Origin of the sequence: Sphingorhabdus arenilitoris (assembly GCF_042651485.1) — a bacterium.
Classification (GTDB): Bacteria; Pseudomonadota; Alphaproteobacteria; order Sphingomonadales; family Sphingomonadaceae; genus Sphingorhabdus_B; species Sphingorhabdus_B arenilitoris.
In genome coordinates this window covers 293,974-320,206 of the sequence record NZ_JBHSDH010000013.1, presented here as the reverse complement: position 1 = coordinate 320,206, position 26,233 = coordinate 293,974, and the positions used below count along the sequence as shown (strand labels likewise).

Annotated in this window: 19 protein-coding genes; 6 read left to right on the top strand and 13 right to left on the bottom strand. The window is 54.8% G+C overall.

The genetic code is table 11. The annotated features are described in order from the left end of the window. The 3 genes from ACFOWX_RS05630 to ACFOWX_RS05620 are packed head-to-tail and all read left to right on the top strand — an operon-like array spanning position 1 to position 5,684. Positions 1-1,659, top strand: a complete 1,659-nt coding sequence (locus ACFOWX_RS05630) for a GNAT family N-acetyltransferase (protein ID WP_381422132.1) — start codon at positions 1-3, stop codon at positions 1,657-1,659. A 50-nt stretch (positions 1,660-1,709) separates the two neighbouring features. Beyond that, complete coding sequence (locus tag ACFOWX_RS05625; protein ID WP_381422130.1) at positions 1,710-3,488, top strand: cation:proton antiporter domain-containing protein; 1,779 nt, start codon at positions 1,710-1,712, stop codon at positions 3,486-3,488. Positions 3,489-3,509: 21 nt separating this feature from the next. Next, a complete protein-coding gene (locus tag ACFOWX_RS05620; RefSeq protein ID WP_381422128.1) occupies positions 3,510-5,684 on the top strand; it encodes a prolyl oligopeptidase family serine peptidase in 2,175 nt (724 codons plus the stop codon). Between the two features lie 54 nt (positions 5,685-5,738). On the opposite strand, the gene ACFOWX_RS05615 is transcribed toward ACFOWX_RS05620, so the two are convergent. The 9 genes from ACFOWX_RS05615 to dapA all read right to left on the bottom strand — a co-directional run bounded on the left by ACFOWX_RS05615 (position 5,739) and on the right by dapA (position 17,660). After that, complete coding sequence (locus ACFOWX_RS05615; RefSeq protein WP_381422127.1) at positions 5,739-6,227, bottom strand: hypothetical protein; 489 nt, start codon at positions 6,225-6,227, stop codon at positions 5,739-5,741. After that, the gene (alaS, locus tag ACFOWX_RS05610; RefSeq protein WP_381422125.1) at positions 6,224-8,872 is read right to left on the bottom strand and encodes an alanine--tRNA ligase; all 2,649 of its coding nucleotides are present in this window, start codon (positions 8,870-8,872) and stop codon (positions 6,224-6,226) included. Before alaS ends, ACFOWX_RS05615 begins: the two co-directional genes overlap by 4 nt. 120 nt (positions 8,873-8,992) lie before the next feature. Continuing rightward, complete coding sequence (locus ACFOWX_RS05605) at positions 8,993-9,619, bottom strand: glutathione S-transferase family protein (RefSeq protein ID WP_381422123.1); 627 nt, start codon at positions 9,617-9,619, stop codon at positions 8,993-8,995. Between the two features lie 341 nt (positions 9,620-9,960). Then, on the bottom strand, positions 9,961-11,043 hold the full coding sequence (recA, locus tag ACFOWX_RS05600; RefSeq protein ID WP_381422122.1) for a recombinase RecA: 1,083 nt from the start codon (positions 11,041-11,043) through the stop codon (positions 9,961-9,963). 111 nt (positions 11,044-11,154) lie between these two features. Next, positions 11,155-13,482, bottom strand: a complete 2,328-nt coding sequence (locus ACFOWX_RS05595) for a hybrid sensor histidine kinase/response regulator (protein ID WP_381424932.1) — start codon at positions 13,480-13,482, stop codon at positions 11,155-11,157. Between the two features lie 102 nt (positions 13,483-13,584). Beyond that, a complete protein-coding gene (locus ACFOWX_RS05590) occupies positions 13,585-15,693 on the bottom strand; it encodes a M13 family metallopeptidase (protein ID WP_381422120.1) in 2,109 nt (702 codons plus the stop codon). Positions 15,694-15,746: 53 nt separating this feature from the next. After that, positions 15,747-16,316, bottom strand: a complete 570-nt coding sequence (locus tag ACFOWX_RS05585) for a DUF2062 domain-containing protein (protein WP_381422118.1) — start codon at positions 16,314-16,316, stop codon at positions 15,747-15,749. Then, a complete protein-coding gene (smpB, locus tag ACFOWX_RS05580) occupies positions 16,303-16,785 on the bottom strand; it encodes an SsrA-binding protein SmpB (RefSeq protein WP_381422116.1) in 483 nt (160 codons plus the stop codon). The genes ACFOWX_RS05585 and smpB overlap by 14 nt, the downstream gene beginning before the upstream one ends. Further along, positions 16,785-17,660, bottom strand: coding sequence for a 4-hydroxy-tetrahydrodipicolinate synthase (gene dapA / locus ACFOWX_RS05575; RefSeq protein ID WP_381422115.1), 876 nt, complete (start codon positions 17,658-17,660; stop codon positions 16,785-16,787). Before dapA ends, smpB begins: the two co-directional genes overlap by 1 nt. Before the next feature lie 89 nt (positions 17,661-17,749). Between dapA and ACFOWX_RS05570 the strand changes: the two genes are divergently transcribed. Together ACFOWX_RS05570 and greB are read left to right on the top strand one after the other, a co-directional pair. Beyond that, positions 17,750-19,768, top strand: a complete 2,019-nt coding sequence (locus tag ACFOWX_RS05570; RefSeq protein ID WP_381422114.1) for a lytic transglycosylase domain-containing protein — start codon at positions 17,750-17,752, stop codon at positions 19,766-19,768. Positions 19,769-19,774: 6 nt separating this feature from the next. Then, positions 19,775-20,284: a transcription elongation factor GreB gene (gene greB / locus ACFOWX_RS05565; protein ID WP_381422112.1), complete on the top strand. Its 510-nt coding sequence runs from the start codon at positions 19,775-19,777 to the stop codon at positions 20,282-20,284. Between the two features lie 33 nt (positions 20,285-20,317). On the opposite strand, the gene ACFOWX_RS05560 is transcribed toward greB, so the two are convergent. Continuing rightward, positions 20,318-21,094, bottom strand: a complete 777-nt coding sequence (locus tag ACFOWX_RS05560) for a polyphosphate kinase 2 family protein (RefSeq protein ID WP_381422110.1) — start codon at positions 21,092-21,094, stop codon at positions 20,318-20,320. 79 nt (positions 21,095-21,173) lie between these two features. Then, on the bottom strand, positions 21,174-22,952 hold the full coding sequence (gene aspS / locus ACFOWX_RS05555; RefSeq protein ID WP_381422109.1) for an aspartate--tRNA ligase: 1,779 nt from the start codon (positions 22,950-22,952) through the stop codon (positions 21,174-21,176). 104 nt (positions 22,953-23,056) lie between these two features. Between aspS and rnd the strand changes: the two genes are divergently transcribed. Further along, entirely contained in the window at positions 23,057-24,232 is a 1,176-nt protein-coding gene (gene rnd, locus ACFOWX_RS05550; RefSeq protein WP_381422107.1) for a ribonuclease D, read from the top strand. A gap of 165 nt (positions 24,233-24,397) precedes the next feature. Here the strand turns inward: rnd and ACFOWX_RS05545 are convergent, their stop codons facing one another. After that, positions 24,398-24,997: an ATPase gene (locus tag ACFOWX_RS05545; RefSeq protein ID WP_381422105.1), complete on the bottom strand. Its 600-nt coding sequence runs from the start codon at positions 24,995-24,997 to the stop codon at positions 24,398-24,400. 30 nt (positions 24,998-25,027) lie between these two features. After that, complete coding sequence (locus ACFOWX_RS05540) at positions 25,028-26,191, bottom strand: heavy-metal-associated domain-containing protein (protein WP_381422103.1); 1,164 nt, start codon at positions 26,189-26,191, stop codon at positions 25,028-25,030. Between the last annotated feature and the right edge of the window lie 42 nt (positions 26,192-26,233).

Below are 26,233 nucleotides of genomic sequence, written 5' to 3'. Positions count from 1 at the left end.
TTGGGGCTTTTTCAATTTAGGAGACGAACCATCCCCACTGCTTCCAAAAAAGCGCGCCTCGTTGTTCGCGAAGCAAAAATAGCGGACATTCCGCAAATCGCATCGCTCACTAAACGGGCATATAAAGGCTTTCCCCCCTATACGCACAAAGAATTACGCGGACAGATTAACAATTTTCCCGGTGGTGTTTTTGTAGCGGTAATGGACGACAAGGTGGTCGGCTATTGCGCTTCGCTGCGTATCACCGAACAATTTGCACTTCGCCGCCATAATTGGGAAGAAATTACCGGCAATGGCCTTGGTTCGCGCCACATGCCCACTGGCGAATGGCTATATGGTTATGAAATGTGCGTCGATCCGGCGCAGCGGGGCGTCAGAATTGGCCGCCGCCTCTATGATGCGCGGCGGACATTGGCCGAACGGCTTGACCTGCGCGGGATCGTATTTGGCGGCCGCATGCCGGGCTATGCCAAAGCGAAACGGACCAAAAAAGTCACCGGCGTCCGCGATTATCTGGAACAGGTCCAGCAGGGAAAAATTCGTGATCAGGTAATTACATTCCAACTGGCCAATGGTTTTGAACCGATTGGCGTTCTGCGCGGATATTTGCCCGAAGATGCCGATAGCATGGGCAACGCCGCGCATATGGTATGGCGCAACCCATATGACGACGCGGACGAACCAAAGGAATTCCGTGTTCCCCGTGATGTAGAAGGCGTGAGGCTGGCGACGGTTCAGTTACAGGCGCGGTCGGTGAAAGATTATGACGATTTCATGCGCAATATCGAATATTTTGTCGACGTTGCCGCTGATTATGAATCGGATTTTGTCGTCTTCCCCGAACTGTTCACGCTGATGCTTCTATCATCTGAGGATAAGGAGCTAAGCCCTCAGGAATCGATTGAAGCGCTCTCGCGCTACACACCGCGTATCCGTGAAAGCCTGTCCGAAATGGCGATGCGCTACAATATTAACATCATCGGCGGCTCTCATCCGACACGGACCGAGGATGGCGAAATTCAAAATGTTGCCTATATCTGCCTGCGTGATGGGGCGGTGCATGAACAGGAGAAAATACACCCGACCCCCAATGAGCGTTATTGGTGGAATATTCAGGGCGGCGATAATATCGGAGTGTTTCAAACCGATTGCGGCCCCATTGGCGTGTTAATTTGTTATGATAGCGAATTTCCGGAGCTAGCCCGCCGTCTGGTGGACGAAGGGGCGCGCATCATCTTCGTGCCCTTCTGCACCGACAGCAGGCAAGGCTATTTGCGCGTGCGCTATTGCTGTCAGGCGCGGGCGATTGAAAATCAATGCTATGTGGTGATGAGCGGCAACGTCGGCAATTTACCCAATGTGCATAATATGGATATTCAATATGCACAAAGCTGTATCCTCACGCCGTGCGACTTTCCTTTTGCCCGCGATGGGATAGCGGCGGAAGCCACCGAAAATGTTGAGACTTTGACCATTAGCGACGTGAACCTGTCCGACCTTAGCTGGGCCAGAAGCGAAGGCACGGTCCGTAACCTGGCTGACCGCCGGTTTGACTTATACCGCATCGACTGGGAAACGCGCGAGGGTAGCGCGCATGATGGCGAGGAAGCGGGCGTCGGTGCTCGCCCTATGGGGACATCCAGTCCGGGCGGCGGATAAAAATCATTTCCCTGCATGACAATGCCACATTCCTGTCTTAGGGATAGGAAATGGCAGCAGAATTACAGACAAGTCAGGGGCTAAACGACCTATTGGTCATACTGGGCGCAGCTGGGATCGTTATTCCCGCCTTTGCCCGTTTTCGGATAACACCGATTATCGGTTTCATTCTGGTAGGGATATTGGTCGGCCCCATGGGTTTGGGGGCGCTTTCGTCGCAATATGAATGGCTGAAATGGATCACTATCTCCGATGCAAAAGGGATAGAGCCGGTCGGCGAATATGGGATCATATTGCTGCTATTCTCCATCGGGTTGGAACTATCTTTCAAACGGCTTTGGACCATGCGCCGGCTCGTCTTTGGCGTCGGTGCGGCGGAGCTGATCGGCAGCGGTCTGATTATCGGCATTGCGCTTTATATGTTCGGTTACGGCGTCGCGGCGGCGCTTGGCATAGGGATAGCGCTTGCCTTATCTTCAACGGCGCTGGTCCTTCCCATTTCGGGCACGAAATCTGCCGTTGGGCAATCAGCGCTCGCAATGCTGTTGTTCGAAGACATTGCCATCGTCCCGATCATCTTCATCCTCGGTGCTATCGGCCCGCAGGCGGAAGCAAACGGTTTTGACGGGTTGATCACGACATTATGGCAAGGCGGTTTGGTCATTGTCGCGATGCTGGTTTTGGGACGATTTCTGCTCCCGGCTTTGTTCGGGCAAGCGGCCCGCACGAAAAGCCCCGAACTATTCCTCGCGGCCAGCTTGCTCGTCGTTATTGTATCGAGCCTGCTGACCGGTTTTGTTGGCCTGTCGCCTATTGTAGGCGCGTTGATCGCAGGATTGCTGATTGCGGAAACCAGCTATCATGGCGAAGTCGAAGTGATGACTGCGCCGTTTAAGGGACTGGCGCTTGGCGTATTCTTGATCAGCATCGGCATGTCCATTGACCTGCAGTTTGTTGCCAAAAACTGGATTGCGTTATTGGGCGCGGTGACCGGCGTTATCATCGTCAAAGCATTGGTGACAGGCGCATTGCTGAAATTATCCGGTGCCAGAACTGGTACAGCGGCCGAAGCCGGAGTGTTGATGGCCAGCCCATCGGAAACAACGCTGATCGTGTTGGGCGCGGCTGCCTCTACCTATTTGATCGACCGCGACACCGCCAATTTCTGGCAAGTGGCGACCGCAATCGGCCTGACCATCACCCCGATACTGGCACGTATCGGCCATGATATGTCGCGCCGTATCGAAATGCGCGGCAATGATGATATGGTTGCAGAGACCATGTCATCGGGTGAGGACCGCACCGTCATAATCGGATTTGGCCGAATTGGCCGATTGATTGCTGATATGCTGAAAAAGCATGATCAGCCATTCGTTGCGGTGGAATCCGACATTGATGCCGTTGCCGCTGGCCTGCGCGATGGATATCCAGTAATTTTCGGCGATATTTCGCGACCAGAAACGCTGGATAAGCTGCAACTCGGTCATGCCAAAGCCTTGATCCTGACCATGGATGAACCGGTTCTGGCGGCCCGCACGGTACAGCGCGTGCGCGGGTGGCTGCCCAACATTAAAATCGTTGTGCGCGCGCGCGATACCGACCATGCGGCTGAACTATACCGTGCCGGCGCATCGGACGCGGTGCCCGAAACGCTGGAAAGCTCGCTTCAGCTGTCTGAGGCTGTGCTGGTCGATTTGGGTGTCCCGATGGGGCCTGTTATTGCTTCAATCCACGAAAAGCGGGATGAATATCGGCGGCAGATTATGGAAGCTGGCGGTCTTACCGAAGCCCCGCGTCTGAAAACACAGGAAGCTTTGAAAAGCGTATAATATTTGGAAAGAGAGCCAATTATGACCATCAAAACATTATTGCTATCTGGCGCAGCGTTGTCGCTTTTTACCGCCACAGCGTCACCCATCCTAGCCAACGACAATGCCGACACCACCAACATAGCAGGGCCTGAAATGAGCATAAATGAAACCACCGGGCAAAGTGATGCCGACCATCTATATCTTGAAGACGTGCTTGGTGAAAAAGCGCTGACGGAGGTTAAAGGGTGGAATGAACGCTCGCTGCAGCGGCTAACCTCCGACCCGCGCTTTGCCCAGATGGAGGCCGATGCGCTGGAAATATTGAACAGCAAGGACAAAATTCCCTACGTGTCCTATCGCGGCGGAGAGGTGCATAATTTCTGGCAAGATGCCGATCATGTTCGGGGCCTGTGGCGCAAATCGACCTTGGGCAGCTATTTATCAGATAATACGCAGTGGCAAACGGTGCTGGATTTCGACGCATTGGCCGAAGCTGAAGATAAAAATTGGGTGTATAAAGGCAATGATTGCCTTGCGCCTGATTACGAACATTGCATCGTCAACCTGTCCGATGGCGGCAAAGATGCGGTTGTCCGCCGGGAATTTAACACGGTTAGCAATAGCTGGGTCGAGGATGGATTTGCCACACCGGAAAGCAAGGGCGGATCGACTTGGCTCGATGCAGATACGCAACTGGTGGGCATTGATTTTGGCGAAGGCACCATGACCGAATCCGGTTACCCCATGACCGCGCGCCTGTGGAAACGCGGGCAGCCGCTCTCCGAAGCCACAGAGATTATGCGCGGCAAACCAGAGGATGTGGCGCTATGGGCCGGCGCACATGAAAGAGCCGACGGATCAAGAGAGATTGTGCTTGTCCGCTCGACTACATTTTATGACAGCGAATATTATTGGGTGCCGCGCAAAAACGGCAAATTGCAAGCCCCCGTCAAATTCCCAATCCCTGTAAAATCAAGCTTGGGCGCAGAGTTTAAGGGTCAGATGCTATTGACGCTCAACGAAGATTGGCGCGACTATAAAAGCGGCGACCTTGTCAGCTTTGCCCTCGATGATTTTATGGCAAGCGGTGAAATCGCCAATGTTAACTTGGTCTTCCGCCCCGATGAACGCAGCTCGATGAACGGATATGGACAGACCAAGTCAAAAATCCTGATGAGCATTTCGCGCGATGTGAAAAGCAGCGCCTTTGCCTTTGACTGGGATGGTAGCAATTGGACATCGCAGCCGCTTGATTTCCCCGAAGGCGGCACCGTGTCAATCGGCGCGACGAATGACAAAGAAGACATTGCTTTTATCAGCAGCGAGACATTCCTGACCCCCGACACGTTATGGACCTATAACAGCGCGACCGGCGAAAAGACAAAGGCCAAGTCCCTGCCCGATTGGTTCGATGCCAGCTCTATGGTGGCCGAACAGTTTTTCGCTACATCAAAGGACGGCACGCAGGTCCCCTATTTTGTTGTCCATGCCAAGGACATCAAATTGGACGGCACAAATCCGACCTTGCTTTATGGCTATGGCGGTTTTGAAGTATCGCTTAACCCAAGCTATTCCGCCACGCGCGGCAAACTGTGGTTGGAACAAGGCGGCGTTTATGTGCTGGCCAATATTCGCGGCGGCGGCGAATATGGACCGAAATGGCATCAAGCGGGGCTGAAAACCAACCGGCAACGTATCTATGACGACTTTATATCCGTCGCAGAAAAGCTGATCGCCGATAAGGTTACCTCACCTAAACATTTGGGTATAGAGGGCGGATCAAATGGCGGATTATTGATGGGCGTCATGTTTACGCAGCGGCCCGATCTGTTCAACGCTGTGATCTGTGCGGTGCCTCTGCTCGACATGCTACGCTATGACAAATTGTTGGCCGGTGCGAGCTGGGTCGGCGAATATGGCAGCCCAACTGATCCAGTGGAAGGCGCATTCCTGAAAAGCATATCCCCCTATCACAATATCCGCGCCGATGCCGACTATCCTGAGGTTTTCTTCGTCACCTCAACCAAGGATGACCGAGTGCACCCGGCACACGCCCGTAAAGCCGCGAAACGCATGGAGGATCAAGGCCATGATTTCCTCTATTATGAAAATATCGATGGCGGACATAGCGCAGCGGCGAATTTGAAAGAAACAGCCAAACGGCTGGCTTTGCAGCATGTCTATTTGATGCAGAAATTGAAGGACGCAGATTAAAGGGCGCGGCGCTGTTAGACCCTAGGTGTTCAGTCCCGGCAGCGTCCACGCACCTTAATCGCCGCAGGTCTTCTCGCCATCTGGGGTGATGCGGCATCCGGGTGCCAGCGCCCAATCATAAACGCCCAACAGCCCGAAAGGCTCTTTCAACAAAGAGAGTTTTTCCTTCATCCAGCTATTATTTTCGCCCTGAATCCAGACGGTACGCTTCACCTTCCAAACGCGAAAAGTAACGGGATCGTCGCTGGGGCGCCGCGGGTTTTTCCATGTAAATCGAAATCCATCTGCGGTTGGCCTTACGTAATAGCGTTCCCCTCCATTACATTCCGATTCGCATAAGACAGCATCAACATAAGGCCGCGCTGCCTCCGCATAGAGCCGAAACTCTACGCCGCCACGATCGCCTGTTTGCTCGCTCTCGCTGACCGAACTGTAAATACCGGAATGGATGCCCCCGATCTGCGGCCCCGGTTTTGGTTTGGCCAAAACAGCCGAAGAAGAGACCGCCAAACAGCCTAGCAAAAGCAAGCCGAACCGCTTCATCCCGCCAACAGTGCTTTGATGGCAGCTATCGCGTCATTCGCCTGCGCATCACCAGCAGGCCCTCCGCCTTGCGCCATTTCTGGACGTCCGCCGCCGCCCTGCCCGCCCATTGCGGTTGTTGCGGCGCGGACGAAATCGGGTGCGTTGAAACGGTCCAGCAAATCAGCGGAAACGCCAACCACCACTGTGTTGGCATTTTCATTTGCTGCAATGATGGTCACAATGCCCGAACCGATGGATTTCAACTGCTCATCCGCCAAACCACGAAGTGCCTTTGGTTCAATACCCGCAATGACTTGGCCCAGATACTTCACACCATTTATCTCTTCGGCTTCTGCTTTAGGTCCGCCCGCATTGCCCGCCATCGCCAGCTTGGTTTTGGCATCCGCAAGCTCTTTTTCCATCTGCTTGCGCTCCGCCAAAAGCGTTTCGACCCGGCCTGCTACTTCTTCAACTCCGGTTTTTAGCAGGCCTGCAACGCCCTTCAACTGCGCCTCTCGCCGCGCCAGATGTTGCCGCGCCGCTTCTCCGGTCAGCGCTTCGATCCGCCGAATACCGCTTGCAACTGCGCCTTCGGATATAACAGTGAACAGCGCAATATCGCCCAGTGCCTTCACATGAGTACCGCCGCATAGCTCAACCGAATAATGCTTGGCATCGCTTTGGCCCATCGACAATACGCGCACTTCGTCGCCATATTTTTCGCCAAACAGCGCCAATGCACCTGCCGCCACTGCATCATCCGGCGTCATCAGGCGGGTGGTCACCTCTTGGTTGCCGCGTATCTGCGCATTAACTTCGGCCTCAATTGCTTCAATCTCTGAAAGCTCCAGCGCCTTATTATGGCTAAAGTCAAAACGCAGCCGGTCAGGCGCAACCATGCTACCTTTTTGGGTGACATGGCCGCCCAATTTGTTGCGCAATGCGGCGTGCAGCAAATGGGTCGCGCTATGGTTGGCGCGAACCGCATCGCGGCGCGGCGCATCAATATGCAGCTGCACGACATCGCCTACCGACAAAGCGCCTGTTTCAATCTGCGCATGATGCGCATGCAGACGCCCGAGCGGCTTGGTCGTGTCCGACACCGATGCCCGCAGGCCCTTGGCGGTGCTGATCACACCCGCATCGCCATTTTGGCCGCCAGATTCGCCATAAAAAGGCGTTTGGTTGGTGATGATCGTAACCTCGTCGCCAGCGGCCGCGCTGTGTACTTCCGCGCCGTCCTTCACGATAGCCAAAACCTGCCCCTCGCCTTCATTGGCGGTGTAACCGGTAAATTCGGTGGAGCCGGTGCGGTCGGCAATGTCGAACCAGATCTCATCCGATGCTTTTTGCCCGCTGCCTTTCCATGCGGCGCGGGCGCGTTCCTTTTGTTCCTGCATCGCGGCGTTGAAACCGTCTTGATCTATACCAAAACCCTGAGACCGAAGCGCATCCTCGGTCAAATCATAAGGAAATCCATAAGTATCATAGAGTTTGAACGCGGTTTCACCGGGCAAAATATCACCTGCCGCCATTTGTGCGGTCGCCTCATCCAACAGCTTCAACCCTTTATCCAGCGTTTGCCGGAACCGGGTTTCCTCCTGATGCAGCGTCGCTTCGATAAGCGGCTGTGCGCGCAGCAATTCAGGGTAAGCGGCCCCCATTTCGGCGGTCAATGTGCCGACGAGCCGGTGCATCAACGGCTGTTTCGCTCCCAGAATATGGGCATGGCGCATGGCTCGGCGCATGATCCGGCGCAGGACATAACCGCGTCCTTCGTTCGATGGCATCACGCCGTCGGCAATCAAGAAGCTGACTGAGCGCAGATGATCGGCAATCACGCGGTGGCTGGCCTTTTGTTCGCCTTGCGCCTTGGTGTCGGTCAGCTCTTCGGACGCTTCGATCAGGTTGCGGAATGTATCAGTATCATAATTGTCGTGGACACCCTGCAAAACGGCGGCAATCCGCTCCAGTCCCATCCCGGTATCGATGCTGGGCCGCGGCAGATCGGTCTGGCTGCCATCTTCATGCCGTTCATATTGCATGAAAACCAGGTTCCAGATTTCCACAAAACGGTCGCCATCTTCATCTGGGCTCCCGGGAGGACCGCCGGGAATATGATCGCCATGGTCAAAGAATATCTCGCTACATGGCCCGCATGGTCCAGTGTCGCCCATCGACCAGAAATTGTCATTGGTTGCAATGCGGATAATCCGCTCTTCGGGAAGACCTGCGATTTTCTGCCACAGAGCAAAGGCTTCATCATCGGTGTGATATACCGTTGCGGTTAACCGAGCCGGATCAATGCCCCAAACCTTTGTCAACAACGTCCAAGCATGGCGGATCGCATCTTCCTTAAAATAATCGCCGAAGGAAAAATTGCCGAGCATTTCAAAAAAAGTATGATGCCGCGCGGTATAGCCGACATTGTCGAGGTCATTATGCTTTCCGCCTGCCCGCACGCATTTTTGCGACGATGTCGCGCGCGGCGTTTCGCGGCTCTCAAGGCCGGTAAAAACATTCTTAAATGGCACCATTCCCGCATTGACGAACATCAATGTCGGATCATTATAGGGAACCAGCGGTGCAGACTGCACCGGCTCATGGCCTGCGCCCGCGAAATAATCGAGGAATGCGCGGCGGATATCATTGGTCGAACTCATGGAAAGCGACTTAGGCGACGTCTAAAAAGCTTACAAGGGGAAGATGATGCTGCGCCGAGGATTAGACAGCAAAAAATGCATCATATCCCCAGCCAAGACAGCTATTTCCCGATGGGAGCGTCAAGCATATGCGTAAGGCCCGCCCTTTGCCAGCGCGGCCTGATAACTGGGCATGGCATGGACCATTTTCACAAAGGCCGCCAATTTTGGCATTTTCGCGCCATAGCCTTGCATGATCGCAACTTCGGCGGGGAAAATCATCATAATATCCGCGCCGGTTAAACTGTCGCCGACAAAATAACCCGATGGTTGAATCGAATCCTCCATATATTGGAAATGCGACTGTAGCTGCTCGCTTATACGCGGTTCCAAAGGAGCTGCCGCTTCACCCAATCGCGCAGTATAGAGCCGCAGCAAGATTGGCGTCATCGCAGAGCCTTCCGCAAAATGCAGCCATTCGAGATAGCGGATATGCTTTTCTGTGCCCTTTGCCGGGACAAGATGTTCACCGCCATGACGTTCACACAAATATTCGGTAATCGCACCCGACTCGCAAACCAGCATGCCATCATCATCGATCATCGGCGATTTGCCGAGCGGATGAATTGCGGTCAGGCTCGGCGGTGCGAGATTGGTTTCAGCGTCGCGTTGGTGGTGGATAATTTCATAATCCGCGCCCAATTCCTCCAACAGCCATAAAATGCGCTGTGAACGGCTATTATTCAGATGATGGATTTTCAGGGTCATGATGGGGCTCCTCTTTCATTATTCGGCGGTCATAAACGCCGCAGCAGCAATGGCCAAGCGATAAAGGCCCGCTTCGGGGTGGGGTCGAAGCGGGCCAGTTGCGCAGCCTCGTTTACCGAAGCGCACGTCCGCCTCCTCCGGGGAGAGGAGGCGGGGTTAAAAAATGACTATTACAAGCGTGCGCCCAGCCGGATATCGGTCGAGTCTAGTCTAGTCCGGCCTAATCGGGCACAGCCAAGACGGAACGAGCCTAGTCCAGGACACCCAGCACGTCATATCCGATAAAGGAAATGACGCGCTGGATTACCCATAATCAAGCCTATGCAATCAAGAGCTTGAACTTACTCACTATCATCCGTGTCCATTTCCGGATTGGTCAGCATTTCTTCGGCAACAGCATCGGTTTTACCGCGAATAGCAGCTTCCAACTTGTCAGCCATTTCCGGATTGTCGAGCAGCCATTGCTTGCTGTTTTCGCGGCCTTGCCCAATGCGAACCGAATCATAGCTGAACCAGCTACCTGATTTTTCAACTAGCCCAGCCTTGACGCCCAGATCGAGCAGCTCACCGGTTTTGGAAATACCGGTGCCATACATGATATCAAATTCGACCTGTTTGAACGGCGGCGCCACCTTATTTTTTACCACTTTGACGCGGGTGGCATTGCCAACAATATCTTCCCTGTCTTTCACCTGCCCCGTGCGGCGGATATCCAGACGAACCGACGCATAGAATTTCAGCGCATTACCACCCGTCGTGGTTTCGGGCGAGCCGTACATGACGCCAATTTTCATCCGTATTTGGTTGATGAAAATTACCATCGTGTTCGACCGGCTGATCGATCCGGTGATTTTCCGTAACGCCTGGCTCATCAAACGGGCCTGCAGGCCGACATGACTGTCGCCCATTTCACCCTCAATTTCAGCGCGCGGGACCAGCGCCGCGACCGAGTCGATGACCAAAATGTCTATCGCGCCCGATCGTACCAAAGTATCGGCTATTTCAAGCGCCTGCTCGCCTGTATCGGGCTGCGATACGATCAAATTATCGATATCTACACCCAATTTTTTCGCATAAACGGGATCAAGTGCGTGTTCCGCATCGATGAAAGCCGCTGTCCCGCCCAGCTTTTGCGCCTCGGCAATCGCGTGCAAGGTCAATGTCGTCTTGCCCGAGCTTTCCGGACCGTAAATCTCAATCACCCGTCCTTTCGGCAGACCGCCGATGCCAAGCGCGATATCCAACCCCAAAGAACCAGTGGAGATCGCATCGATCGTGATAGCTTCCCGGCTGCCCAGCTTCATTGCGGAGCCTTTACCAAAGGCGCGGTCAATCTGCGCCAATGCAGCTTCAAGCGCTTTTTCCCGTTCCGAATCCTTCATTTTCTGCTTCCCCGTTTCTATCACTTTAAGGCTTGCTGCCATTGTCCATCTCCTGTCGTTGCGGTCATGGCCCACCCAAGCCGCCTAAAGGAGTTTGTATACGCTTTGTTCCAAAAGAACAAGAGCGGAACAAATATTTTATTTGTTTATTTTTCAATCCATTTCCGTTGTCAGTGCGTCGCGTACTGCTTCGGATATCTGTTGTACCGAAAATGGCTTGGGAAGAAAGAATATATTGTCAAGATTGATCGATTCGCGCAGCTGTTCTTCGGCATAGCCCGACATGAATAATATGCGCACATCGCCATATAATTCACGCAATTTACGGCCCATTGCGGGGCCATCCATGTTGGGCATCACCACATCCGACACGATCAAGTCATAGCGTTTGCCCTCTTTGAATAGCTCTAGCCCTTCTTCACCATCGCGGGCGGTTTCCACAACATAGCCCTGCCGTACCAGCGCCCGTTCGGCGACCGCGCGGACCATATCTTCATCCTCGACGACCAATACACGGCCGCTGCCCCATAAATCGCGCGGCTTTTCGGCGGCACGGCGCGCGGGTGGCTCAGCAGGAGCGGCGCTACCCACATGCACCGGAAGGTAAATGTCAAATCTCGTTCCCTTGCCGATTTCCGATTCGGCAAAGATGAATCCGCCCGATTGCTTGACGATGCCATATACCGTCGACAAGCCAAGGCCCGTGCCCTTGCCCACCTCTTTCGTCGTAAAAAAAGGTTCGAATATTTTAGCCAGATTTTCTTTCGAAATACCGGTGCCGCTGTCGCTAACCGACAGCAAGACATAATCACCGATCGGCAATATCTCACTGCGCATGGCTCGCACTTCGGCCTGCGTAACAGGGCGGGTTTCGATATGCAGCACCCCGCCGCCCGGCATGGCATCGCGCGCATTGACGCCCAAATTGATTATCACCTGCTCCAATTGTCCGGGATCGGCGCGCACTTGCCCGGCACCGCGCCCATGATGAACCTCCAGCCGCACTTTTTCTCCTAGCAGGCGCTTGAGCAGATTGGACACTTCCGCCACCACATCGGGCAGTTGCAATATCTGCGGGCGCAGGGTTTGCTGCCGGGAAAAGGCAAGCAATTGCCGCGTCAGGCTGGCCGCGCGGTTGGAGTTATTCTTTATCTGTTGAATATCGTCATAGTCGCTGTCGCCCGGTTGATGGCGCAGCATCATCAGGTCGCAATAACCAATGATCGCGGTCAGTATATTGTTGAAATCATGCGCCACGCCGCCGGCAAGTTGACCTACCGCTTGCATCTTTGTCGCCTGTGCCACTTGGCGCTTCAGTTTGGTTTCCTCGCTATTGTCTTTCAGACCGATCAGCACCGCCGCCTCGCCAAGGCCCCGCACTCCGGCAATGGACAGGGCAATTACCTCGTCCGGCTGATCCTTTAACCGAACCGCAATATCGCCCGACATTGCCTGCCCCTTGGCATAGCGGCGAATGCTTTCAGACACAGCAGCCTTGTCCTCTTTAATCACCAAGTCGCCGGGGTAAGGCGGCAATTTCTCGACCGGCAAATCAACCGCGCGAACAAAGCTTTCATTGGCAAACAGGAACCGGCCGTCGCGGTCGACCAGAGCAAGGCCTAGCGGCAGGGTCGACAATAGCTGTTCCACATGTCCCAGCGCCGATGCCCGGTCGATTGTCGATCCGTCATCATCAACGGCAAGGAGCATCGCGGCGCCCTGCTGCCCTTCGGCAGCCAGCGGAATATGGATCAGCCGAATGGGCAGTCCCTTGCGCCCTTCACGTTCGAAGAATATCCGGCCCTTGTCATCCATCCGCATGAAAGCCGCAAATTCACGGCTGATAATATTGCTATTTTCCTCGCCAGTCGCACGCATGGCAAAGGCGGCATTGGCCGAACGGATTCGCCCATCCTCACCGATGCTGACCGCCATCACACCCGAACGCGCCATCGCATAGCCCAAACGGCCGCTAATCATCTCTGCGGCCCGCGCGCCAATATCGCGCCGCTCGATAACCGAAAACCACCAGAGCAGATATTCATCGCCCGCGCCGGAGCGGATCGCCTTAACCGAAAATTCCCGCGCATCTTTGCGCATACCGTCAATCTGCGCGTTGCCATCGCGCCAGGCGTTACGGGCAAGTCTGACCAGCATTTCATGCCCGGCCTCGTCCACCGTAATATCGGGCGGTGCTTTCAATGTTTCAAACCAGCTGGTAAAATTGCTGTTAGCACAAACGAGCCGTCCCGCCCGGTCGCTGATTGCGACAGCGGCACCGGATAGCTCGGCTGCCGTGCGCATAACCGACCAATCGGGGGGCAAGGTTCCTATTGGCGCGGGCGCCGGTGCACTGCGGCGATAAAAGTCTACCGCCCCCCATAAAGCGACCTGACCAGCAGCAAAGCCGCCAATCAGCAACAGATTATGGGTGGTAAACCACAATATCGCCAGCGACGCCAATATCGCCGCCGCCAACATTAGTATCAGATTGCGTTTCTGCGCAGGAGCCTCCGGCCCCTCCCCGCCAAATAGCTGCAACTGTGAAGGCGCGGATGGACCGGACAATGTAACTCCTATTCTTTACCAGATACGAACCCTGTCTTCAGGATTCAGAAACAACTTATCATCTTTTTCCGGATTGAACGCATCATACCATTTGTCAAGGTTTCGCACCACCCATGCACGCTGTTCCGACGGGCTGTGCGAATCGGTGATCAGGCGGCGCTGCAATTCGGCGTCGCGATATTTGCGCCGCCAAACCTGTGCCCAGCTCAGGAAAAAGCGCTGATCGCCCGTCATTCCATCGATCACGGGCGCTTCTGCTCCGTTCAATGACGCGCGGTAGGCGTCATAGGCAATGGTCAATCCAGCAAGATCGCCAATGTTTTCGCCTAGCGTATATTCCCCTTTGACAAAGGCTCCGGGGAAAATTTCATAAGCATCATATTGCGCAATCAGCTTTTTTCCGGCCGCTTCAAAAGCTTTCACATCGCTCGGCGTCCACCAATCGGACAGCCGCCCTTTCTCGTCATATTTTGCGCCCTGATCGTCGAAATGATGGCTAATCTCGTGCCCAATGACCGCACCGATCCCGCCATAATTCACCGCTGCATCGGCTTTTGGATCAAAGAAAGGCGCCTGCAATATCGCGGCGGGAAAGACGATTTCATTCATGCTGAAATTGGCATAGGCGTTGACGGTTTGAGGCAACATGCCCCATTCCCAGCGGCGAATGGGCGAACCGAGCTTTGCCATATTGTCATCATAGTCAAAATTATTCGACCGGATCATATTGCCGAACAGGTCATCGCGGCGCACCTCTAGCGCGCTATAATCGCGCCATTGGTCGGGATAGCCGATTTTCGTGGTGAAATTGGCCAGCTTCTGCCGTGCCTTCGCTTTCGTTGCGGGCTGCATCCAGCTTAACCCTTCGATGCGGCGGCCCATGGCGGCAAGGACATTGTCCACCAGCTTTTTCATCTCCGCCTTGGTTTCTGCAGGGAAGAACCGCTCGGCATAGCTTTTGCCGACATCTTCTCCTACTACGCCTTCAGTAAAGCCTACGCCGCGTTTCCAGCGAGCCTCGCGTTCAGGCGTACCGCTCAGCTTGGTGCCGTAAAAAGCAAAATTCCGGTCTGCAACCTTGTCCGGCAGAACATTGGCAAAGCTGCGCAGACTGTTCACGAGCATCTGATCTTTCAGCACGCCCAGATCGGCCTCGGCAAATAACTTGGCGATGCCCTTAATGGCGCTCGGCTGCGCAACAATGACATGGTCAATTTTCAGGCTGCTCGCCTTCAATATCGCTGTCATGTCCATGCCCCATGCCATGTCGTCCAGCTCTGCTAGGGTCATTTTATTATAGGTTTTGGTGGAATCCGAACTATCTTCACGGGTCCATTGCACCTCGGCAACCGATTTTTCGAACGCGAAGATTGCCTCAGCCCGGGCAATGGTGTTTTCTTCGCCTGCCAGTGCCAGCATATCGGCCAGATATACCTTATAAGCGGCGCGAATATCGGCAAATTTCTCATTTTCAACGAGATACATATCCCGGTCCGGCAGGCCTGTTCCGCTTTGGTAAATGCTGAGGATGTAATTATCGGGGTCCTTGTCATCTTGACCTACATAGCCGCCAAAAACGCTGCCAACGCCGTTGCGGGCGGCAACCGGTATCAATTGCTGCAATGCAATTTTATTCTGCGCGCCGCGGATGCTATCGAGCCAAGGATTAACCGGGGCCATTCCCAGCTCTTCCACCAAATCAGCATTCAAATAGCTGTCATATACCGCGCCCGCCTTGCTGGTTTCGATATTGCGTTCTTCTTCCAACACTTCGCGGACACGGTCATTTGACAGGTCGGCAAGCACCGTAAACATCCCATAATTGGATTTGTCCGATGGGATCGCTGTATCGTCCAGCCATTTGCCATTGGCATAGCGGTAGAAATTTTCACCCGGTGCGGCGCTGGTATCCATGCCGGCGCTGTCAAAACCATAGCTACCGAGCACAGGCCCATCCTTATCGGGCGAATAAGCCGCAGCGCGGGCCGCTTTCGCCGCTTCCTCGGTATCAGCCGGAGATGCCGAGGCCGCAGGCCCACTGCTGGCATCCTGCGCGATCGCGGATGCGGACAATGCCCATAAAGATACGGCACCGGCCAATGCGAATTTGGTTGCGATTTTCATTAATGCTCCCCTTGAGTCTTATTGCGTTAAGCCTGTGTAACAAAATTTCAATATCACAGCTGTTTTTCTCTACGAGCCGCAAGCAGTTTCGACCGGCGACGTGCCCGCTTGGTTCGAATGCGCGCGTCCCATAGCCAAGAGGACACAAAATAGCCGATCGCAGAGCTAACTATGGCGAGCATCACCAGCCCGATCGCAGTTAGCCCCGCCTCCTGCGCCAGCCACGCAAACCATTCCCATCGGCCACTCCCGCCCGCGGGCACCATCGGCTCACCTGTCAGTTGCTCCACCCGCATGACAAAGCCTCCAATTTGGTTTGCGACATAAAACCAAAAGGGAAAGGTCAGCGGGTTGGTGATAAATGTGGTCAGCACCGCAACTGGCACATTGGCCCGTAATGGCAACGCCATAAAGGCCGCCAAAAATATCTGCCCCACCGGAACGATGAAGGCTGAAAACAGCCCCAGTGCGACACCGCGCGGGACCGAACGACGGGTAAACCGCCACAATTCGGATCGCAGAAACCGATTGGAAAATGGCTTTAGATATTTATTTTCCGCTAAACCCTCGCGGGTCGGCAAGTTGCGGTCAAGCCATGTTTTTTTTGCCTTATCCTTTTTCACGCAGCAGCCGTCCTTGCTCGCGCTTCCAATCGCGCGCTTTTTCGGTGGCGCGCTTATCCGGCGCTTTCTTACCCTTGGCCAGCGCCAATTCAACCTTTGCCCGGCCGCGTCCGTTGAAATAGATAGATAGCGGAACCAATGTCATACCCTTGCGCATGACTGCGGCATAAATCCGGTTTATTTCACGGCCGTTTAGCAACAATTTGCGCGGCCTTTTCGGTTCATGATTAAACCTGTTGCCATGGCTGAATTCAGGGACGTTGGCATTGATCAGGAACACCTCGCCATTTTTTACTTCGGCATAGCTTTCCGCAATCGTGCCTTCGCCAAAGCGCAGCGACTTTACTTCGGTCCCGGTCAGCGCAATGCCCGCTTCAAAAGTTTCGTCGATGAAAAAGTCATACCGCGCCCGCCGGTTTTCAGCGACCGTTTTTACCTTGTCAAATGTACCATGTTGGGGACGCGCCATTAAATTAGACCTGCATTCTCCAGCGCGGCATCGACCAGGTTGCAACTTGCCTCGCTGGGCGGTGTCATGGGTAGGCGCAGCTCGGTTGGAAAGCCGGTTATGACTCGCGACATGGCATATTTAATCGGCCCGGGTGACGCATCAGAAAATAACGCTTTATGAAGGGGGTAGAGCCGGTCATTCAGATCACGTGCCAAATCATAATCACCGCTTGCACAGGCCGCTTGAAATTCTGCACATAATTTCGGTGCGACATTGGCCGTCACTGAAATCGCGCCAACGCCGCCCGCCGCGTTAAAGGCCAGCGACAGCTCGTCCACGCCCGACAACAGGCAAAAATCGGTGCCGCAATCGAGCCTATGCTCGGTTATCCGGCTTAAATCGCCGCTCGCATCCTTAATCCCTGCAACCGTCGGCAGCTTCGCCAGCTCCGCCACTGTTTCAGGTTTAATGTCCGTCACCGTCCGCGCAGGCACGTTGTAGAGAATTAAGGGCAGATCATTCTTTTCGGTTAGCATTTTGAAATGCGCGTAGATCCCGTCCTGATTGGGCCGATTATAATAGGGCGCCACGACAAGCCCCGCAGCCGCGCCGCATTTCTTGCTGAAATTCAAATGCAGCAGTGCATTGGTGGTGTCATTCGACCCGCATCCAGCAATCACCGGCACGCGGCCTGCCGCCTGCTCGACGCATATTTCGATGACGCGGTGATGTTCGGCATTGGACAAGGTAGAGCTTTCGCCCGTGGTGCCGCAGGGGACAAGCGCACTGCTGCCCTGTTCAATTTGCCAATCAACGAGCGTGCGAAAATGCTTCTCGCTAAACGCTCCGTCGCAAAAAGGAGTCACTAGAGCCGGTATCGATCCGGAAAACATGGATTTATTCCTCGATAAGAATCAAAGCAAAGCGTATATCTTCACCATATAGTTATTGTTCAGCGCCTGATAAGGATACACGACCTAATATGTCCAGCATGATAAAACATCTCTTTGCCACTACCGCCCTCATTATCCCTGTCTCCATTGCGAGCACGTCACCTGCCAATGCGCTGCAAAATGATCAGGCTATTGAATGGACAGCAGGCACAGGCACCGGACAGATTACCGTCCCGACCGCGCAGGTTGATCCCAGCAATGGCAGCATCCCCGCCGCGTTGCAGCGTTGGCGCACGCTCAGCGCGTCGGGCAATTACAGCTTTGGCGAATATGCCGGCTTTCTGATGACCTATCCCGATTGGCCGGGCAGCAATGGGATGCGCAAAAATGCGGAACAAGCAATCGATCTCAACAGCTATTCCCCCAGTCAGACCGTCGCCTATTTCGACCGCCTGCCCCCTGTGACCAACACCGGCCGCGCCAAATATGCGATTGCACTCCACGCATCGGGTGACAAAGACAAGGCCGCGCTTTGGGGACAGAAAGCATGGCGCGGTGGTCCGCTGACCGATGATGATGAGGCACGTTTGCTAAGCATCATGGCCGGAAAGCTGACCCCTGACGATCATGATGCCCGGGTTGATAAGCTGTTATGGGCCAAAGCCACCCGAGCGGCGGAACGCACCCTACCCTATACATCGCCGCAGCGCAGGCCGTTATTCGCCGCGCGGCTTGCCATTAAATCCAAATCGCCTGAGGCCGACAGTTTGCTGACCAATGCCGGTGCCGCCGCAGGTGCCGACGCCGGTGTCTTGGCCGAACGCGCCATGTCTCTGCGCAGTAGCGGCAGTGGGTGGACCGCGCGCGAAATGCTGGCCAACCGTTCTGCGCTGGCCGTGCCGCCAACCGATGCCGAGGAATGGTATGAAGTCCTGCTGACCCTTGCACGCGAAGCCGAAAATGACGGCCAGTATGACACCGCCTATAAAATTGCATCCAAGGTTGATGACGGCATCCCCGCAGGGGTAGCAGTGGTTGAACAAGAACTGGGTGTGCGTGATGATTATACCAGTCTGACCTGGCTTGCCGGTATGACAGCCTATTTCAAATTAAATCGTCCGCAAGATGCCATTGGCATGTTTGACCGTTATGGCAAGGCCGCCAAATCCCCGCAAACCCGGACCAAGGGCTTATATTGGGCTGGCGCTGCTGCGAAAAAAGCGGGCCAAACAGAGTTGGCCAATGCCTATTTTGACGAAGCAGCCGAATATGTGGATCAATTTTACGGCCAATTGTCGAACGAAGCGCTTGGCCGCCGCCTGCCCAAGGTCATTACCGGCGCGCAGATCCCGGCGGTGCCCACAAAAAATGATTCTTCGGTATTCCAGGCGGCACGCCTTGCTGGCACTTTAGGCAGCCATCAGGAACAATCGCTGTTCCTGCGGGCTATTGCCAACGGCGCTGAAAGTGAGGCCGATTATATCGACGCCATCTCGCTATCACGGGCCATTGGCCGTCCGGACCTTGCCGTTATGGCAGGCCGCAATGCACGGGTGGACAGCCACAGCAATTTGATCGCCCATGCCTTTCCCGTCATCAGCATTCCGCCCGAGGAACGGGATAACTTCACCCTGATCCATGCTATTACGCGGCAGGAAAGCCAATTTGACCGCGAAGCCATCAGCCACGCTGGCGCGCGCGGGTTGATGCAATTGATGCCGGGTACAGCGCGCGAGACATCGGGCCGGATTTCGATGAGCTACAGCCGCGCGGCGCTCACCACCGATACGGATTATAATATCCGTTTGGGTTCGACCTATATCAAATCCATGCTCCGCTATTATGGCGGCAGCTACCCGCTTGCCGTTGCCGCTTACAACGCTGGGCCGGGTAATGTGAATAAATGGCTGCGGGCCAATGGCGACCCGCGCACGGGCCAAATTGGTATATTGGAATGGATTGAGCGTATCCCCATTTATGAAACCAAAAATTATGTGCAGCGCGTGCTCGAAAATGCGGTGATGTATGACTTGCAAAATCCGGACCGAGCAGAGGTGACTGCGACGATGCCGCTCAGCGTCTATCTGGGTAAGTCGGCGCCGGGCTGATCCACATTGATCCGGCTTCGTCCCGAACAAAAGCTCGCCGAACGTAGCGTGCCGATCACGCCTGCGGGCTATGCCGCGCTTCAGGCGCGTTACAAGACGCTGTTCGAAGACGAACGGCCAAAGCTGGTTGAGATTGTCAGCTGGGCGGCGGGTAACGGCGACCGCAGCGAAAATGGCGACTATCAATATGGCAAAAAACGCCTGCGCGAAATTGACCGCGAAGTGCGGCATTTGTCGAAACGGATGAAGGCCGCCAATATCATCGATCCGGCCGAGCAACCCGACAAAGCGCGCATCTATTTCGGCGCGACCGTCACACTGGCCGACGAAGATGACAATCAGCGTTCCGTGACCATCGTGGGTGATGATGAAGCCGATGCGGGAGCGGGCCGAATTGGGTGGAATAGCCCGCTGGCCCGCGCCCTGCGCAAAGCAGAAATTGGTGATCTGCGTATAGTTACCCTGCCGTCAGGGACAAAGGAATGGGAAGTTATCGCGATCCGCTATCCTGAATAACGGCGAACTGCTGGCACCGACTGCAGCAACGGCCTATTCGCCCTTAAACGCTTTTTTCGCCAGCTTTTTAATATCTGCGTTCAACTCCGGAAACTCTGGCGGCACATGGGCTTCCAACTCCGCAATGACATATTCCAGCACGGCTATCCGCGTTGCTTCTTGGTCATTGGCGTCAAATATCTTCCACGGGGCCCAGCGCGTATCGGTCTGCGCAAACATCTCGCCAATCGCCGCCAAATAGTCATCTCGTTTTGCGCGGTTGCGGAAATCTTCTTCGGTAACTTTCCACCTTTTGCTTGGCGTTCTCAGCCGCTCTTTCAAAACGCGGTCCTGCGTTTCTTGCGTGACATGGAGGAAAATTTTGATCAGCTTCGTGCCAATTTCCACTTGCTGCGATTCAAACTCGTTAATCTCGTCATAGCCGCGCCGCCAGTCGGCCTCGCTGCAAAATCCTTCGACCCGCTCGACCAGTACCCGGCCATAATGGCTGCGGTCCCAGATATGAATTTCCTTTGGTCCCGGCAGCTTATTCCAAAAACGCCATAGAAAATGCTTTGCCTTTTCCTCGGCAGTCGGCGCACTGATCGGATATACTTCAAAATAGCGCGGATCCCAATATCCAGTCAGGCGCTTAATCGCGCCGCCTTTACCCGCCGCGTCCCATCCTTCCATAACGATGAGCGTACGGCACCCATGCAAAATATGCAGCGATTGCAGCTCCGCAAGCCGCTTCTGGAGCTTTTTAAGCCGCTTATTCGCATTGCCATTGTAGGCCGCGCCCGTTTCATAATCGGATAGGTTGATCGTCATGATGCGCAGCTTTGCCGAAGATACGCCAAGGGAGCAAGGGCATCATTGCCCCTGTCCCTAAATGGCATAAAAAGGCGGCTTATTCTTTCGGAGGTTCGACCACGCGCAGGTTAAGTTCGCGCAGCTGTTTCGCGGTTACGGGACCCGGCGCGCTCATCATCAAATCTTCCGCTTTTTGGTTCATTGGGAAAACGATGACTTCGCGAATATTGGGCTCATTGGCAAGGAGCATGACGATCCGGTCTACTCCGGGGGCCGAACCACCATGCGGCGGTGCACCCAATTTGAACGCATTGATCATGCCAGAGAAATTCTCATCAACATCGGCCTGCGAATAGCCGGCAATTTCAAAGGCTTTATACATGATTTCGGGCCGGTGATTCCGGATTGCACCAGAGGATAGCTCAACGCCGTTACAGACAATGTCATATTGATAGGCGAGAATATCAAGCGGGTCTTTGCTTTCGAGCGCCTCCATCTCACCCTGCGGCATGGAGAAAGGATTGTGGCTGAAATCGACCTTTTTGGCTTCTTCGTCATATTCGAACATCGGGAAATCAACGATCCAGCAAAATTCGAAGACATTTTCGTCAATCAACTCCAACTGTTCCGCGACGCGGGTGCGGGCGGCACCAGCGAGCTTGACGGCTTGCCCTTCTTTACCAGCGGCAAAGAAACAGCCGTCATCGGGGCCAAGTCCCATGGCATCATAAAGCGCAGTCATGCCCGCTTCACCGTGATTTTTCGCAATAGGCCCGCCAAACTCTCCGCCCTTGCGCGTGACATAGCCCAGACCGGCGTGTCCTTCGCTGCGCGCCCATTCATTCATATCGTCGAAGAATTTACGGCTTTTTTCTGCGGTGCCCGGCGCCGGAATAGCGCGCACTACGCCGCCTTCGCCAACGATCCGTTCAAACAGGCCAAAACCGGATTGGACAAAATGGCTGCCAACGTCATGGATGATGATGGGGTTGCGCAAATCAGGTTTGTCGCTGCCATATTTCAGCATGGATTCGCGGTAAGGAATACGCGGAAAAGGAGCGGCGCTGACTTTGCGGCCATTGGCGAATTCTTCAAATACGCCGTGTAGCACCGGTTCAATTGCGGCGAAGACATCATCCTGCGTGACAAAGCTCATTTCAAAATCGAGCTGATAAAATTCACCGGGACTGCGATCGGCGCGGGCGTCTTCGTCGCGGAAACAAGGAGCAATTTGAAAATAGCGGTCAAAGCCAGCTACCATCAACAGCTGTTTGAACATTTGCGGTGCTTGCGGCAGGGCATAGAATTTGCCGGGGTGAACGCGGCTGGGAACCAGATAATCCCGCGCGCCTTCGGGACTGCTGGCGGTTAGGATCGGGGTTTGGAACTCGGTAAAGCCTTGGTCAATCATCCGGCGGCGCAGCGAAGCGATGACGTTGGAACGTAGGATGATGTTATTATGAAGCCGTTCACGGCGCAGGTCGAGATAACGATATTTCAGCCGCGTTTCCTCTGGATATTCGGCATCACCAAACACGGGCATCGGCAAATCACCGGTGGCCGATTGCACCGACACCTCCATGGCTTTCACCTCAATCTCTCCGGTCGCTAAGTCGCTGTTCACGGTTTCAGCATCGCGGGCGAGCACTTCACCGGTGATTGTCACCACCGACTCGCTGCGCATCTTGTCGAGTATCTCAAATGCCTTTGATCCGATGGGCGGAACAATTTGCGTAATGCCAAAATGGTCGCGCAAATCGACGAACAGGACGCCGCCCAAATCCCGTTTGCGGTGCACCCATCCCGACAGGCGGACCTGTTCACCGACATTCGATGCGCGCAATTCTGCGCAATTATGGGTACGATAGGCGTGCATGACGTAAAAATCCGTGGATAAATATAAGGAATGTGTTGAACGCCGCGCTACACAGGCCATTGCGTTATTTGTCAAGATTAGATTGGCTGCTAAAGGGTTGGCCTATGAAGATTCATCCACTTATCACTGATAGCGGTCAGCTTGCCGAATTATGCGCCCGGCTGTCGCAGTCGCCCTTTGTCATTGTTGACACCGAATTTATGCGGGAAAACACGTATTATCCCGATTTATGCTTGGTTCAGCTGTCCGATGGAAAGGAAGCTGCCGCCGTCGACCCCAAAGCAAATAACATCGATTTAAGGCCGATGCTCGATCTTCTGACCAATAATGAAGATGTGCTCAAAGTCTTTCATGCCGGCGGGCAGGATATTGAAATTTTCTTCAACATGACCGGCAACACCCCGCATCCGATGTTCGACACACAAATTGCCGCAATGGCACTGGGACAGGGTGAACAGATTGGATATTCCAACCTTGTTGACCTTTGGCTGGGGATAAAGCTGGATAAAGGCGCGCGTTTTACCGATTGGTCGCGGAGGCCGCTCGATAAGCGGCAACTGGACTATGCCATCGCCGATGTTACGCATTTGGCAGACATATTCCCCAAAATGCTCGATAAACTTCGGGAGCTTAATCGCGGCAAATGGTTGAATGAAGAAATGGAGCGCATTTCGGACGCGGAAAATTACCGGAACGATCCTGACAAAGCGTGGCAGCGGGTAAAGATACAATCACGCAAACCCGATGTGCTTGGACGGCTGCAAGCCTTGGCCGCTTGGCGGGAACGGGAGGCACGGCATAAAAATATCCCGCGCGGGCGCATAATGAAGGATGAAACACTCGCCGATATTGCGGCTCACCCGCCAAAAGCGCAAAGCGATCTGGCGAAAGTTCGCGGGCTGTCAGCTGCTTGGCGAGACAATGAAATTGGCGACCGGTTGATGAGCGCGATAGCGGGCGCCAAACCGCTGTCCCGCGCCGATATGCCCGAACGCGAACGTGGCGGCACCAATGGTAAAGAAGGCGCTTTGGTTGCTGATCTGCTCAAACTGTTGCTGAAAATTCGTTCGCGTGAGATAAATGTCGCCTCGCGTCTGATCGCCAAATCGGATGAGATGGAGAGGCTAGCGGGCGGCGAACGAGAGGGATTGGCGCTGCTGACCGGATGGCGATTCGAACAATTTGGCAGCGACGCGCTCGATCTGGTTGAGGGGCGCATGGCCTTTGCCGTAGTCGACGGAAAACTGAAAATGACCCGCACCAGCAGCGGGGATAGTTAGAGTCCGTCACCGAAGCTGTCGGTATAAACTACCAACCTAGCTCAAAATTAGCTATCGGGTGATAGATTCCCGCTTGCGCGGGAATGACGAATTTATGATTTACAGCGTCATTGCTGTTCGAACCTCAATAGACATTAGATCACCGTTGACAAACCGGTCACGCTTTCACCGCTCCTCACCGTTCAAAATCTGCTTTACTCGCTTCAGATTGACCGGACCGCCCTCTGCCAATGCCATCGCATTGGCTTCCCGTGCGAAGCTCTCAATTGCGCTATAGCTGCGGTCAATCCGCCGAGTGACATAGGCGAGCGCTTCTGTCCCTATCGCTGTTCCTCGGTCGGCAAGATGTTTTTGGATCAAATGGCCGACCAGCTCGTCATCGGGCGGCGCGATTTGCAGCAGCAGCGCCGCACCCAAGCGTGACCGTAAATCGGGAAGCGCAATATGCCAATCGGCCGGCGCAAAACGCGATAGCAGCAATAGCGCCCGCGCCTCTTCCTGTGCGCGGTTCCATGCGTTGAATAATTTTTCTTCGCCAACGCTATCGGCGTCTTCAACGATAATACCGCCTGATTGCCCCTTGAAATAGCGGGCGAATAGGCTTTTACCTGATCGCGCTGGCCCGACCAAAATAGCGCACCGTCCCGGCCAATCGCCATATCGCCCAAGTGCCGCCGCGATATGTGCGTTGGATGGGGTCAGGATCAGGCTGGAAGACGCACCCGGGCGCAGCTCGTCCAAGGGCAAGGCAATTTGGCGTTTCATCTGTCCGTTGGCCCATTGGGATCGGTCCGGTCAGTTGCCATTGGGCTGTTGCGGCGGATTGGGCGCAGGGCGAGCGGGTGCCGGTGCAGGACGCGGCGGAGGTGCAGGCGTTGGCGTAAGCCGGTTTTGCGGCGGTGGCGCTGGCGCAGGTGTGGGCGCAGCTTGACCGCTAATGTCACGCACCGCTCGGTCCAATACATCCAGCGGTTCAGTTTGCAGCGTCGCTGCTTCACCATCACCGGGCGATGGTTCAGTGGTCGGCGGCGGAGCGGGTTTTTCCAAATCCTCTTCTTCAATCAAATCGGATTCAAACACCAATGAGCTTTCCGAACGCAGCCGCCCGGCGGCCAGTGCTGACTGGTAGATACCGTCCAGCCGCTGCACGCCCTGCGCCATCATGCCGGGAATGCCTTTGCTGTCACTGACTTGCAGAGTGAAGCTGCTTAGATATTTATTGTCGGGGCCGTAGCGGGCGCTGAATATGCCCTTGACCGGGCCGCCGGGCCACGACCGCTCGATCCGCACAATAGGCATGATCACATCGGCCGCGCCAAATTGTTCCAATATTGTCCGCCACCAGATGCGGCTGCGCCGGTCAACCTGCCCTGCATTCAGCAAAAGCGATTCGCCGCCCGCACCGCTGGGCCGGATATAATCGATCCGGCTTTCTGATGTCCGGAATTTGGCCCAAGCATTTTGCCATGCGTTGCGCTGTTCATACACGATCGGCGCGCCGCCGTCGATCATCACTGGCAGGATCATCAACGGTGCAGATTTGCTTGTCACCCCGCGCACGCCCAAAATCTGACCAGCGCGGGCACGGTCAAATACAACGCCTAGCCGCGCGACATAGCGGCGCGGTCCGATTTGTTCTTCTTCGACCACAATGGCCGACACAATCCCGTCTAGCACCGAATCGGATATACCGCCGCCGCTGCCGCCGCGATTTTTCTGCCACAATTTTTCCCAGGCAAGCCGCTGCGCCTGTTCCCACCCGTCGCGCCGGGCCTCCTCGGCATTGTCGCCTTTGCCCTCTACCTCTATGCCTTCGACTTCAAAGTCACCGGTGCTGGCGATCGGCGCGATTCCTCGCTTTGGCCCCTCAATTTGCGCGAGCAATACCGCACTAGCAAGCAGCGCAACCGGGGCGGCAATGGCCAATATGCGGCCAGTTTTCGACAGACTTTTCTTCATTACCCCGCCTTTTGGCGACATTGGCATGGAAATCCAAGTCCC

Bases quoted from the DNA above. Each gene is read 5' to 3' on its own strand.
- ACFOWX_RS05625 (WP_381422130.1), top strand. From the start codon at position 1,710: ATGGCAGCAGAATTACAGACAAGTCAGGGGCTAAACGACCTATTGGTC.
- ACFOWX_RS05620 (WP_381422128.1), top strand. From the start codon at position 3,510: ATGACCATCAAAACATTATTGCTATCTGGCGCAGCGTTGTCGCTTTTT.
- ACFOWX_RS05615 (WP_381422127.1), bottom strand. From the start codon at position 6,227: ATGAAGCGGTTCGGCTTGCTTTTGCTAGGCTGTTTGGCGGTCTCTTCT.
- alaS (WP_381422125.1), bottom strand. From the start codon at position 8,872: ATGAGTTCGACCAATGATATCCGCCGCGCATTCCTCGATTATTTCGCG.
- ACFOWX_RS05605 (WP_381422123.1), bottom strand. From the start codon at position 9,619: ATGACCCTGAAAATCCATCATCTGAATAATAGCCGTTCACAGCGCATT.
- recA (WP_381422122.1), bottom strand. From the start codon at position 11,043: ATGGCAGCAAGCCTTAAAGTGATAGAAACGGGGAAGCAGAAAATGAAG.
- ACFOWX_RS05595 (WP_381424932.1), bottom strand. From the start codon at position 13,482: ATGTTGGCGGCGGCGATATTGGCGTCGCTGGCGATATTGTGGTTTACC.
- ACFOWX_RS05590 (WP_381422120.1), bottom strand. From the start codon at position 15,693: ATGAAAATCGCAACCAAATTCGCATTGGCCGGTGCCGTATCTTTATGG.
- smpB (WP_381422116.1), bottom strand. From the start codon at position 16,785: ATGGCGCGTCCCCAACATGGTACATTTGACAAGGTAAAAACGGTCGCT.
- dapA (WP_381422115.1), bottom strand. From the start codon at position 17,660: ATGTTTTCCGGATCGATACCGGCTCTAGTGACTCCTTTTTGCGACGGA.
- ACFOWX_RS05570 (WP_381422114.1), top strand. From the start codon at position 17,750: ATGTCCAGCATGATAAAACATCTCTTTGCCACTACCGCCCTCATTATC.
- ACFOWX_RS05560 (WP_381422110.1), bottom strand. From the start codon at position 21,094: ATGACGATCAACCTATCCGATTATGAAACGGGCGCGGCCTACAATGGC.
- aspS (WP_381422109.1), bottom strand. From the start codon at position 22,952: ATGCACGCCTATCGTACCCATAATTGCGCAGAATTGCGCGCATCGAAT.
- rnd (WP_381422107.1), top strand. From the start codon at position 23,057: ATGAAGATTCATCCACTTATCACTGATAGCGGTCAGCTTGCCGAATTA.
- ACFOWX_RS05545 (WP_381422105.1), bottom strand. From the start codon at position 24,997: ATGAAACGCCAAATTGCCTTGCCCTTGGACGAGCTGCGCCCGGGTGCG.
- ACFOWX_RS05540 (WP_381422103.1), bottom strand. From the start codon at position 26,191: ATGAAGAAAAGTCTGTCGAAAACTGGCCGCATATTGGCCATTGCCGCC.